This window comes from Mesorhizobium sp. M0052 (genome assembly GCF_040323255.1).
Taxonomy (GTDB): Bacteria; Pseudomonadota; Alphaproteobacteria; order Rhizobiales; family Rhizobiaceae; genus Mesorhizobium.
Genome location: NZ_JAMYUS010000025.1, coordinates 15,700 through 26,490, shown reverse-complemented (window position 1 = coordinate 26,490; position 10,791 = coordinate 15,700). Strand labels below are relative to the sequence as shown.

The following is a 10,791-nucleotide window of genomic DNA, read 5'->3' as shown; positions in this document are numbered from 1 at the left end:
GCGGTGACACGCGCGGTTCGCTAATGGATCCAGTCTAGCCGCGCCGGAAGGGATAGAGGAATTGCTGCCAGTATCCGTTCGGAACGGGATGTCCGTGAATGCCGTAGCCGTTCGGCCAGCGTCCTTCAGGCATATGGTGGGTACCGAACAGCCGGTCGAGCAGCGGGAAATGGATGGCGAAGTTTACGTCGATCGCTTCTTTCTCGAGGCCGTGATGCCAGTGGTGGTAACGCGGCGACACCAGCACCTTTTCGACTGGACCGAAACTGGTTCCGATGTTGGAATGGATGAAAGACGAATAGACGTAGACGATCAATATATACGTCTGGATAGCCGATTCATCGAACCCCAGCACGAACATCGGGGTGGCCGTCAGGCTGCGCAGCACGATAATTTCCAGGAAATGCATGCGCGCACCGGCAATCCAGTCCATCGACTTGGCGGAATGGTGCACGGCATGGAACTTCCACAGCCAGGGAATGCGATGAAAGGCCCGATGCACCCAATACTGGGCAAAGTCGGTCAGGAACATTACCGCCAGCAGTTGCACCAGCCACGGCAAGTCGTGGACCCAGGCGCGCACCGAACCAAGGGCGCCCTGCGCATTGACGAAGTTGGACGGCGCCAAGGTCAGGTAGGTCAAAATCTGCACCAGCAGCGATGAGACCAGATAGTAGAACAGGTCCTCGCGCCATTCGTCGCGGAACACGGTCTGATCCTTGTTGCGCGCGAAAAGACGTTCGAGCGGGACGAACAGCACACCCATGAACAAGGCGTTCAGGATGAAGAAATCGAGCCCGAAGAACACCCCGTCTATGTGCAGTTGATGGCGCACCGGAAGCATGCCGACCAGCGACGCCAGCAGCACAGTGAACATGGCTGCCGCGCCGAGCGTCTTTTGCCTGCGCAGCGTCATGCTGAGGATCGCCAGGATATAGCCGGAGATGAGGACGAAATAGAGCACCGGCTTGAAGAACAGCATCTGGTGGATGGGGGCCAGATCCGGCATCGATGTAAGCGACGGGTAGCGCAGCACGATGACCATCAGCAGGGCGGTGACCCCGGCAAGCAAGCCAATCGAGCCGGACAGCCAGCCAGAACCGAACGGCCGTTTGGCGCGCGGCGTTTCAAGTTCACCGACGACGCGTCTAAGGAAATTTGTCACCGGCATGATGTTCCCCCGTTAACGGCCCCAAAGGTCTCGCCAGAAATTTCGACCCGTCTTACTACAGCAAGGCTCATAAATATTAATCGACACGACTTTGCAGGCCAGAGACGGCTATCTGCGTTTTGGGCAATTGGTAAAAGCTGCGATCGTGTCAAAGACACCGGCCACTATAGTCGGAATCTTTCCTGGATGCGACGGGCGCATTCAAGCGGCGTCAGCAGGCTGGTGTCGACTTCGAGGTCGTAGTCCATGCCCTTGTGGACGCGTCCATATTGCCAGCGCGCCAGGCCAAGCAGCCTGTCGGCGCACGCGGCCTCGCGCGCTTCCAGCACCTCCAGCGGCGCCATGACGCCGACCAGATGCAGGTCAAAGCTCGACAGCAACTCGACATACTCCGCTATCTCTTCATTGAAGATCACGTCGTCGACGATGAGATTGTTGCCTTGCCCGGCCATGGCGGCGATGGCATGGCGCATGCCGCGCATGGCTCGCGCGCCGACCGGCCCGCTCCTGATCACCACCGACGGCTTGCCGTCTTCCAGCACGGTCTCAAAGGAAAACCCGTCGGCATGATCCTGCAGCGCCGGCGGCAGCATGTCGATGAAAGCATCCATCTGGACATGCAGGAAGGGCTCGGTGGCGATTGTTTGCAGCGCCCTGGCGATCAAGCTTTTGCCGGCGCTGCCGACGCCATTAAGCAGGACGATTTTGGCCGTCATGTCGCCCCCTATCGGTTGCGCACGACGATACAGGCGCCGCCGACGCTTTGCAGTTTCTGGCAGATGACGTTGGCGGCGGCGCGGTCGTCGACGCCGATCCTGACGGCGTAGATGCCGCGTCGGCCGATCGGCGTGCGCACCCGGCTGACCACCGGGTCACGACCGGAAAGCAGCGCCGGAAACCGGCTCCTGACCCTCAGCCACTGATTGATCGCCGCGCCCCTGCGGAAATTGCCGGCCACCTGGACGCCCCATGGCTTCACATTGATCGACGCCATCGCCACGGTTCTCGACATGATCACCGGCAGCTTGCGGCAGGCGACGGCAAAGCTGGTTTTCGCGTCGAGCGGCTCGACCGTCCCGGTGTAAGCGCTGTCGGAAAACTTGTCGACGGGTTCGCCCATGACGTCGAAGACATAGCTCTCTGTCTCCATCGGCAGGAAGCCGCCCGAACCCAGCCAGCGCGACACCCGGTTCTCGCCGGCATTGTAGGCGGCCGCCGCCAGGCCGAGATTGCCGTAGGCGAGCTTCATCTCGCCGAGATATTTCGCCGAAGCCGGGATCGCCTGCTCGATGTCGAAAGGATCGGCCAGCCCGCGCATTTTGGCGGTGCCCGGCATGAACTGGGCGATGCCTTCGGCGCCCACCGGGCTAACCGCATTGGGATCGAAGCGGCTTTCTTTCCAGATCAGCCGGGCGAAGTAATCCTTCGGCAGGCCGTTCCGCTCGGCATGCGTCTCGATCAGGTCACAGACATGGCCGATCAATCGTTTCGCCGCCGAGCGCGATTGCGGTGGATCGGCAAGTGCCTGTCCGGCACTCAGCCCGCAGAGCAGGATCACCCCGGCTTTGAGCAGCCCCCGCATGGCTCATTCGGCCGCGGCTTTGCCGTGCTGGCCAAACCGCCGCTCGATATAGTCGGCAACCATTTTTTCGAAATCGGCGGCGATCGACGGACCGCGCAGCGTCGCCGACTTCTTGCCGTCGACGAAGACGGGTGCGGTCGGCATCTCGCCGGTGCCGGGCAGCGATATGCCGATATCGGCGTGCTTGGATTCGCCGGGGCCGTTGACAATGCAGCCCATCACCGCGACCTTGAGGTTCTCGACGCCGGGATATTTCTCCCGCCAGACCGGCATGTTCTTGCGCAAATCGGCCTGGATGTTCTGGGCGAGCTCCTGGAACACGGTGGAGGTCGTGCGACCGCAGCCGGGGCAAGCGGCGACGATCGGCACGAACTGACGGAAGCCCATGGTCTGCAGCAGTTCCTGCGAGACCTGCACCTCGCGAGTGCGATCGCCATTCGGCTCCGGCGTCAGCGAGATGCGGATGGTGTCGCCAATGCCTTGCTGCAAGAGGATGCCCATGGCAGCCGACGAGGCGACGATGCCCTTCGAGCCCATGCCGGCTTCGGTGAGGCCAAGATGCAGCGCATGGTTGGAACGCGTGGCAAGCTCGGTGTAGACGGCGATCAAATCCTGCACGCCGCTGACCTTGGCCGACAGGATGATCTTTTCGCGGGCGAGGCCTATCTCTTCGGCCATTTCGGCCGACAGGATCGCCGACTGCACGATCGCTTCGCGGGTTACTTCCTCCGCCGTCAGCGGAAAGCCTTGGCGCTGGTTCTCGTCCATCAGCCGGGTGAGCAACTCCTGATCGAGCGACCCCCAATTGACGCCGATGCGCACCGGCTTGTCGTATCTGATCGCCATTTCGACGATCGCTGCGAACTGGCGGTCCTTCTTGTCCTTGAAGCCGACATTGCCGGGATTGATGCGGTATTTGGCCAGCGCCTCGGCGCAGGCTGGATGGTCGGCCAGCAGCTTGTGGCCGATATAGTGGAAGTCGCCGACCAGCGGCACATTGATGCCGAGCCGCTCGAGCCGTTCGCGGATGCGCGGCACGGCGGCGGCGCTCTCGTCCCGATCGACGGTGATGCGCACGATCTCGGAGCCGGCGCGATGCAAAGCCGCAACCTGCGCGACGGTCTGGTCGATATCGGCCGTGTCGGTGTTGGTCATCGACTGCACGACGACCGGCGCGCCGCCGCCGACGACCACGCCGCCGACATCGACGCCGACCGATGTCCGGCGCGCAAAGGGGGAGGAAAAATACCCGGTCATGCCGGCAGCCTCTTGATCACCCGAGCGACATACGTCCACGTCGACGCACGCTCAAACAGCTATCAGCGCACAGCGCTGAGGTTCGGGCATGAGGTGGAGGAGCAAAGATGGCTTGTCAATGGCGACAGACAAGCAGAGCCGCCAAATCGCAGCAGCGCGGCGCCCCACAGACGGGTTTCGCCGGCCAACAGTATCGGAATCAGTAGCAAAAACAGGCCTCCGGCGGCATGTCGCCACCGGAGCGATAGTCACGCGCCAAGGCGGCGCTTCTAATCCTGGAAGGGCGTCAGTGTCTCGTCGGTTTCGCCTTCAGTTTTTCAATCTCGTCCTTGAGTGCCAGCTTGCGTCGCTTCAGATTCACGATTTCGAGGTCGTCGACCGATGGATGGTTCATCGCATCGTCGATCTCGCGTTCGATGTCACCGTGTTTCCGCTGCAACTCATCAAGATGGGATGCAAGAGACATGATTGGTTCTCCCTTTCATGGTTTTCCTCGATTGCAGCCGTCAAAGGCACGTCCACCGCAGGTCGCATCTGTGACGGCACCATGACAGTCTGCCACCATCCGGCTGCGATGTCGAATGCTGCGTGGTAGCATTCCACGACAATGTGATATGTGATATTGGCTGCGCGCCGGCGGCAATTGATGCCGCCCCCGCCCAATCATGCCCATTGCCGGGCGCCGCAGACATGCAGACGGTAGAGAATGTCCGACCAGGAAAAGGCCGATGTCCGCCTCGAATTTTCCCGCCTGAAGCAGGAGCATGCCGATTTCGACGCGGCCATCAATGCGATGATCGCCATGGGCTGCGACCCCTTGCAGATCCAGCGTATGAAGAAGAAGAAGCTTTTCCTCAAGGACCGGCTGATGGCGCTGGAAGACAAGATCATTCCGGACATCATCGCTTAGCCGACGGCCTCGGGGCCTAACTGCTCACCCCGCTATCGACAGCCGCGCCGCGCGATGGCGCAGCAACGTCAGCAATTCGTCGGTCTTCTCCGCTGAAGTGTCGATCGGCACCACCAGGCACATCGTCGCCTCGACCTTGCCGGCGGCCGCGAAGACAGGGGCGGCCAGGCATTTGGTGTAGGCGTCGACCAGCCCCGAAGTGATGCAATAGCCGGTCGTTCTGGCCGTCGCGATATCGGCAATGAAGTCGTCGAACTGCAGCCTGCGGCCGTCGGGCAGCAAAAGGTCGTCTTCCGAGACCATGTCCTGGATGGCGGCCCTTTCCAATCCGGCCAGAAGCAGCCGCCCCGATGCCGTCCATGGCAGCGGGATCTGCAGGCCGGTGGCCGAGCTGATGCGGAACGGCCTGGTGCCGGGGCTGGAATGGACGATGGTATAGCGCCCGCTTTGCAGCATGCACAATTCGGAGGTCTCGCCGGTCTCGCGCGACAGATTGTCGACCTCCTGCCGGCCCCGCCTAAGCAGGTCGTTGCCCCTGACATAGTCCATTCCATAGAGGTAGAGCTTCTTGCCGAAATAGACCCGGTTGCCGTCGCCCTCCATCTCCAGGAGACCCGCATCGACCAGCGAGCGCACCAGCGTATAGGCGGTGGAGCGCGGCGCATTCACCCCCTTGGCGAGATCGCCAATGCCGATGGCGCGCTGCGTAACATGCAGGAAGTCCAGGATCTCCAGCACCCGGTTGAGGCCCTTCTCGCGCGAGCCGGAGGTCTTGTCGGGCGTCGGGCTCTCGGCTGGACCAAGCTCCGCCCGATCCGTGAGTCCATTGCTGTCTTGCATAACTGATTCCTGATGTTAGTATCTGTCTTGTATAGGATACATGTGTCTATTGTAAGAGACAATCAGGTCGGCGACACGTGTGTCTGTAAGGGGAACTCAAACAACAGGAGGTCGCAGTGAACGACACATCCAAACGAGATTTTCTGAAACTGGGCATGGCCGGGCTCGCAACGGCGGGCGTGATGACCGTTGTCAGCGCCGAAAAGGCGGCGGCACAAGCCGCATCCGACAGCGTTCTGCGCACCGCGCTTGACCGCGGCAAGCTGATCGTCGGCACCGGCAGCACCAACGCGCCATGGCATTTCGAAAACGATGCCGGCGAGCTGGTCGGCATGGACATCACCATGGGCCGCATCCTGGCCAAGGGTCTGTTCGACGATCCGAGCAAGGTCGAGTTCGTCATGCAGGATCCGGCGCAGCGCATCCCCAATGTCACCACCAACAAGGTCGACATCACCATCCAGTTCATGACCATGACCGCGCAGCGCTCGCAGCTGATCCACTTCTCCAGGCCATACTATGTCGAGGGCGTCGCCCTGCTGACGCTGCCGACTGCGGAAAACAAGACCTTCGACAAGCTGCTCGCCGGCGGCTCGGCGACGCGCATCTCGATCCTGCAGAATGTCGATGCCGAAAGCTCGGTCCATTACGCCCTGCCGGAGGCGCAGGTGCTGCAGATCGACACCCAGGCCAATGTGCTGCAGGCACTGGAATCGAAACGCGCCGATGCCGCCGCCGTCGATCTTTCAACCGTGCGCTGGCTGGCCTCGCGCAACCCCGACAAATATTTCGATGCCGGCAAGAGCTGGTACTCGATGCTCTACGGCGCGGCGGTCAGGCAGGGCGACCTGGACTGGCTGACCTTCGTCAACCAGACCTTCACCATCGCCATGTTCGGCCATGAGACCGCACTCTACGACGCCGCCTTCAAGGACTATTTCGGCCAGGAGCCGCCGGCCCGCCATCCCGGTTTCCCGGTTGTCTGACAAGTGCTGGCGGAAGGGTTAGCCCTTCCGCCTTCTAGTTCGCATCCCCTTGGTTATTGCGGGAGACGCATGGGCTATACGCTCAACTTCAACCTGATCTGGCGCCATTTCGACAAGCTGTGGGGCGGCCTTCTGCTCAGCCTCGAGCTTGCCGTGATTTCGATTGCCATCGGCGTCGTCATCGGCCTGGTGCTGGCGGTCTGGTATGTCTCGGCCGGACGCGTGGTGCGCGCCATCATTGCGGCTTACGTCGAATTCATCCGCAACGTGCCGCTGATCCTGCTCGTCTATCTTGTCTTCTACGGCCTGCCGACGGTGATCGACGTCGCCTACGACGCGCCGACCTCGTTCGTGCTGACGCTGTCGGTCTATAGCGGCGCCTATCTGGTCGAGGTGTTCCGCTCCGGCCTCGAAGCCGTGCCGCGCGGCCAGCTCGATGCCGGCAAGGCGATCGGGCTCACGCCTTGGCAGCGGCTGGTTCATGTGCGCCTGCCGACCATGCTGCGCATCACGCTGCCGGCGCTGTCCAACACCTTCATCTCGCTGTTCAAGGACACGTCGATCGCCTCGGTGATCTCGGTGCCCGAGCTCACCTTCGGCGCCCAGTGGATCAACTTCAACACCTTCCGCATCGTCGAGGTCTATCTGGTGACGACGGCGATGTACCTGGTGACCGGTTACACCCTGCTCTTCGGGCTGCGGCTGGTCGAACGCCGGTTCAGGGCTGCGCGCTGACATGCTGAGCCAGATCCTCTACGCCGTACCGTTCCTCGCCCAGGGCTTCGCCATCACTTTGTGGGTGTCGCTGCTGGTCGTGGTGCTGTCGCTGATTGCCGGCGTCGCGCTCGGCGTCGGCCTGGTCTACGGCCCGGCGCCGCTGCGCTGGGCCGTGCGCATCTTCTCCGACACCATCCGCGGCATCCCGATCCTGGTGCTGATGTTCTTCGTCTATTACGGCCTGCCGGCCATCGGCCTGCATCTGCAATCCTTCTCGGCGGCGGTGCTGGCGCTGACCTTGTTCAAGACGGCGCAGGTCATTGAGTATCTCCGGGGCGCCGTCGGCTCTATTCCCAAGGGCCAGTCAGAAGCGGCGATGGCCATTGGGCTGACTTTTCGCCAGCGGCTCACCTACGTCATCTTTCCGCAGGCCTTCCGGCGCTTCCTGCCGCCCTGGATCAACGGCGTCACCGATGCGGTCAAGGGCAGCGCCCTGGTCTCGCTGCTCGGCATCACCGACCTGATGCAGGCGATCAACCAGGTCATCGGCCGCACCTATGAGGCGATGCCGCTCTACATCCTCGGCGCCTTGATCTATTTCGCCGTCAACTATGCGCTTTCCTACGCCAGCCGGCGGCTGGAACGGCGCTTTGCCTTCATCCGGGACTAGCACGATGGCCACAAGCTCGAACGACAATGCTGCCCTTCTCGACATTGCCGGGGTCTCGAAAGCCTTTGGTTCGGTCGAGGTGCTTCGCTCGGTCAGCCTCAAGGTGGACAGGGGCGAGGTGGTCACCGTCATCGGCCCTTCCGGCAGCGGCAAAACCACCCTGCTGCGCTGCGTCAACTTTCTCGAAAGCTACGACTCAGGTTCGATCCGCATCGACGGCAAGGAGGTCGGTTTTCGTGAGGCCGGCGCGCGCCAGCGGCGCAGCGAGCGCGACCTTGCCAATATGCGCGCCGAAACCGGCATGGTGTTCCAGAGCTTCAACCTGTTTCCGCACCTCACCGCCGCCGGCAACATCATGCTCGGCCTCACCAAGGTGCGCGGCAAGAGCAAGGCCGAGGCGCGCCAGATCGCCGAGCATTGGCTGAGCCGCGTCGGCCTCGCCCACAAGGCCGACAGCCTGCCGGCGGAACTCTCCGGGGGCCAGCAGCAGCGCGTCGGCATAGCGCGGGCAGTCGCCATGGAGCCAAAGATCCTGCTGCTCGACGAGATCACCTCCGCGCTCGATCCCGAATTGGTCGGCGAGGTGCTGGCCGTTGTGCGCAGCCTGGCCGAAGACGGCATGACAATGGTGATGGTCACGCACGAGATGGCCTTTGCCCGCGACGCTTCGAGCCGCATTGTCTTCATGGCCGATGGCGGTGTCAGCGCTGTTGGCCCGCCGAAGGAGATCCTTGCCGAAGAGACCACCAATGAGCGCCTGCGCTCTTTCCTGGCGCGGTTCCGCGCCTCGCATTTCTGACATGGGCGGCCCGAAGCAATTCCAGGAAAAGTGTAAGCGGTTTTCCCGGGAAAAGCGCGAAGCGCTTTCCCTTGGGAATTGCGTAAAACAACAGGCCGGCCCAAGGAGAATTCTTCCATGACGCCTTACATCCGGCTCGCCGAGCTCGGCCTGACGCTGCCCGAGCCGCCGACGCCGATCGCCAATTTCGTCACCCATGCGGAAAGCGGCCGGCTGATCTTTCTTTCGGGTCAAGGGCCGCTGCGCGCCGACGGCACGCTGTGCACCGGCAAGGTCGGCGAGGACGTCACCGTCGAGCAGGCCTATGAGCATGCCCGCCTCACCGGCCTCAACCTGCTCGCCGTCATGCACGCCGCCGCCGGCGATCTCGGCCGCATCGTGCGCGTCGTCAAATTGCTCGGCTTCGTCAATGCGACGCCGACCTTCAGCGACCACCCGAAAGTGGTCAATGGCTGCTCGGACCTGTTCGCCAGCGTCTTCGACAAGATCGGCGGCCATGCACGCTCGGCGATCGGGGTCGGCTCGCTGCCTGGAAACATCACCGTCGAAATCGAAGCGGTCGTCGAGATCGCCGCCTGACCGTCAAGGGATTGCTGAACATGAAAACCTATTCCGACACCGGCTCCAACACCACGATCCGTGAACGGCTGGGACTGAGGCCGATCATCAACGTCTCCGGCACGATGACGACCCTCGGCGCCTCGATCATCGTTCCCGAGGCGATCAGCGCCATGGCCGAGATCGCCTCGCAATGGGTGGAGATGGACGATCTGCAGCGCGCCGCAAGCGTGATCACCGCCCGCCTCACCGGCGGCGAGGCCGGCTTCATCACCGCCTGCTGCGCCTCAGGCATCACAATGGCGATCGCCGGGGCGATGACCGGCACCAATTTGCTGGCGATCGAACGGCTGCCCGACGACACCGAAGGCCTGAAGTCCGAAGTCGTCATCCAGCTTGGCCATATCGTCAATTACGGCGCGCCGATCGACCAGTCGATCCGCGTCGCCGGCGCCAAGGTCATTCCAGCCGGTACCGTCAGCGTCACCCAGGACTATCACCTGCGCGAAGCGATCAATGAGCGCACGGCGGCAGCACTCTATGTCGTCGCGCACCACACCGTGCAGTACGGCATGCTTTCCCTCGAGGAATTCTGCGAAATCTGCCACGCCAGGGGCGTGCCGGTGATCGTCGACGCGGCTTCCGAATATGACCTGCGCAGCTTCCTGGCGCGCGGCGCCGACATCGTCGTCTACAGCGGCCACAAATTCCTTTCGGGGCCAACCAGCGGCATCGTTACGGGACGCAAGGATCTTGTCCGCGCCGCCTATCTGCAGAACCGCGGCGTCGCCCGCGCCATGAAGGTCGGCAAGGAAAGCATCGCCGGCACCATGGCGGCGCTCGAAGCCTGGGAAAAGCGCGACCATGCCGGCATCCGCCGGCGCGAGGAAGCGGCGCTCAATCTGTGGAGGGATTCGCTACAGGGAATACCCGGCATCGTCGCAAACATCATTCCCGACCCGACCGCCAATCCGCTCGACCGGCTGCAAATCTTTGTCTTGCCCAAAAGCCGCTTCACCGCCGCCGGCCTCGCCTCGGCATTGGCGGCCGGATCGCCGCCCATCATCGTGCGCAACCACGAGGCCGAGCGCGGCCATTTCTTCCTCGACCCGTGCAATCTGCACCCCGGCGAGGCCGAGATCGTCGCCGAGCAGCTGCGCGCCGTGCTCACCGCGGCCGACAGGCCGACGGATGCGATGAGACAGCCGCGAAAGGATTCATCCGGCGCCCTGCGCTGGCCGGACTAGGCTGCGGCGGCCGCCATCCTTGCGGGCCAGCCCGAATTCCGCTAAGGCGCGCCT

At 62.7% G+C, this 10,791-nt stretch carries 13 protein-coding genes; 7 read left to right on the top strand and 6 right to left on the bottom strand.

Going from position 1 to position 10,791, the window contains the following annotated elements; genetic code table 11:
- Positions 1-34 precede the first annotated feature (34 nt).
- The 5 genes from NKJ77_RS26950 to NKJ77_RS26930 all read right to left on the bottom strand — a co-directional run bounded on the left by NKJ77_RS26950 (position 35) and on the right by NKJ77_RS26930 (position 4,476).
- Complete coding sequence (locus NKJ77_RS26950; RefSeq protein WP_155923329.1) at positions 35-1,171, bottom strand: sterol desaturase family protein; 1,137 nt, start codon at positions 1,169-1,171, stop codon at positions 35-37.
- Between the two features lie 164 nt (positions 1,172-1,335).
- Positions 1,336-1,887 carry a chloramphenicol phosphotransferase CPT family protein gene (locus NKJ77_RS26945; RefSeq protein ID WP_023825019.1) on the bottom strand — a complete coding sequence of 184 codons (552 nt, stop codon included), beginning with the start codon at positions 1,885-1,887 and terminating at the stop codon, positions 1,336-1,338.
- 8 nt (positions 1,888-1,895) lie between these two features.
- Positions 1,896-2,753 (bottom strand): transglycosylase SLT domain-containing protein, encoded by an 858-nt coding sequence (locus NKJ77_RS26940; RefSeq protein WP_352535995.1) that lies wholly within the window; start codon positions 2,751-2,753, stop codon positions 1,896-1,898.
- Between the two features lie 3 nt (positions 2,754-2,756).
- On the bottom strand, positions 2,757-4,010 hold the full coding sequence (gene ispG / locus NKJ77_RS26935; protein ID WP_352535994.1) for a flavodoxin-dependent (E)-4-hydroxy-3-methylbut-2-enyl-diphosphate synthase: 1,254 nt from the start codon (positions 4,008-4,010) through the stop codon (positions 2,757-2,759).
- A 286-nt stretch (positions 4,011-4,296) separates the two neighbouring features.
- A complete protein-coding gene (locus NKJ77_RS26930; RefSeq protein ID WP_023684024.1) occupies positions 4,297-4,476 on the bottom strand; it encodes a YdcH family protein in 180 nt (59 codons plus the stop codon).
- A 240-nt stretch (positions 4,477-4,716) separates the two neighbouring features.
- Here NKJ77_RS26930 and NKJ77_RS26925 point away from each other — a divergent pair, with 240 nt between their 5' ends.
- A complete protein-coding gene (locus NKJ77_RS26925) occupies positions 4,717-4,920 on the top strand; it encodes a YdcH family protein (RefSeq protein WP_023673103.1) in 204 nt (67 codons plus the stop codon).
- Positions 4,921-4,944: 24 nt separating this feature from the next.
- On the opposite strand, the gene NKJ77_RS26920 is transcribed toward NKJ77_RS26925, so the two are convergent.
- Positions 4,945-5,760, bottom strand: coding sequence for an IclR family transcriptional regulator (locus NKJ77_RS26920; RefSeq protein WP_023702771.1), 816 nt, complete (start codon positions 5,758-5,760; stop codon positions 4,945-4,947).
- Positions 5,761-5,915: 155 nt separating this feature from the next.
- On the opposite strand from NKJ77_RS26920, the gene NKJ77_RS26915 reads away from it, so the two are divergent.
- The 6 genes from NKJ77_RS26915 (at position 5,916) to NKJ77_RS26890 (ending at position 10,737) form a co-directional block, all read left to right on the top strand.
- A complete protein-coding gene (locus tag NKJ77_RS26915; protein WP_023702772.1) occupies positions 5,916-6,746 on the top strand; it encodes a transporter substrate-binding protein in 831 nt (276 codons plus the stop codon).
- 69 nt (positions 6,747-6,815) lie between these two features.
- On the top strand, positions 6,816-7,481 hold the full coding sequence (locus NKJ77_RS26910; RefSeq protein WP_023693641.1) for an amino acid ABC transporter permease: 666 nt from the start codon (positions 6,816-6,818) through the stop codon (positions 7,479-7,481).
- Position 7,482: 1 nt separating this feature from the next.
- Complete coding sequence (locus tag NKJ77_RS26905; RefSeq protein WP_023684027.1) at positions 7,483-8,133, top strand: amino acid ABC transporter permease; 651 nt, start codon at positions 7,483-7,485, stop codon at positions 8,131-8,133.
- Positions 8,134-8,137: 4 nt separating this feature from the next.
- Positions 8,138-8,932: an amino acid ABC transporter ATP-binding protein gene (locus NKJ77_RS26900; protein WP_023673108.1), complete on the top strand. Its 795-nt coding sequence runs from the start codon at positions 8,138-8,140 to the stop codon at positions 8,930-8,932.
- 117 nt (positions 8,933-9,049) lie between these two features.
- Positions 9,050-9,511 carry a RidA family protein gene (locus NKJ77_RS26895; protein WP_023673109.1) on the top strand — a complete coding sequence of 154 codons (462 nt, stop codon included), beginning with the start codon at positions 9,050-9,052 and terminating at the stop codon, positions 9,509-9,511.
- Between the two features lie 20 nt (positions 9,512-9,531).
- Positions 9,532-10,737: an aminotransferase class V-fold PLP-dependent enzyme gene (locus NKJ77_RS26890; protein ID WP_031195646.1), complete on the top strand. Its 1,206-nt coding sequence runs from the start codon at positions 9,532-9,534 to the stop codon at positions 10,735-10,737.
- Positions 10,738-10,791 lie beyond the last annotated feature (54 nt).

Excerpts from the sequence above, each read along its gene's own strand:
- NKJ77_RS26950 (WP_155923329.1), bottom strand. The coding sequence starts at position 1,171 with ATGCCGGTGACAAATTTCCTTAGACGCGTCGTCGGTGAACTTGAAACG.
- NKJ77_RS26945 (WP_023825019.1), bottom strand. The coding sequence starts at position 1,887 with ATGACGGCCAAAATCGTCCTGCTTAATGGCGTCGGCAGCGCCGGCAAA.
- NKJ77_RS26940 (WP_352535995.1), bottom strand. The coding sequence starts at position 2,753 with ATGCGGGGGCTGCTCAAAGCCGGGGTGATCCTGCTCTGCGGGCTGAGT.
- ispG (WP_352535994.1), bottom strand. The coding sequence starts at position 4,010 with ATGACCGGGTATTTTTCCTCCCCCTTTGCGCGCCGGACATCGGTCGGC.
- NKJ77_RS26930 (WP_023684024.1), bottom strand. The coding sequence starts at position 4,476 with ATGTCTCTTGCATCCCATCTTGATGAGTTGCAGCGGAAACACGGTGAC.
- NKJ77_RS26925 (WP_023673103.1), top strand. The coding sequence starts at position 4,717 with ATGTCCGACCAGGAAAAGGCCGATGTCCGCCTCGAATTTTCCCGCCTG.
- NKJ77_RS26920 (WP_023702771.1), bottom strand. The coding sequence starts at position 5,760 with ATGCAAGACAGCAATGGACTCACGGATCGGGCGGAGCTTGGTCCAGCC.
- NKJ77_RS26915 (WP_023702772.1), top strand. The coding sequence starts at position 5,916 with ATGGCCGGGCTCGCAACGGCGGGCGTGATGACCGTTGTCAGCGCCGAA.
- NKJ77_RS26910 (WP_023693641.1), top strand. The coding sequence starts at position 6,816 with ATGGGCTATACGCTCAACTTCAACCTGATCTGGCGCCATTTCGACAAG.
- NKJ77_RS26905 (WP_023684027.1), top strand. The coding sequence starts at position 7,483 with ATGCTGAGCCAGATCCTCTACGCCGTACCGTTCCTCGCCCAGGGCTTC.
- NKJ77_RS26900 (WP_023673108.1), top strand. The coding sequence starts at position 8,138 with ATGGCCACAAGCTCGAACGACAATGCTGCCCTTCTCGACATTGCCGGG.
- NKJ77_RS26895 (WP_023673109.1), top strand. The coding sequence starts at position 9,050 with ATGACGCCTTACATCCGGCTCGCCGAGCTCGGCCTGACGCTGCCCGAG.
- NKJ77_RS26890 (WP_031195646.1), top strand. The coding sequence starts at position 9,532 with ATGAAAACCTATTCCGACACCGGCTCCAACACCACGATCCGTGAACGG.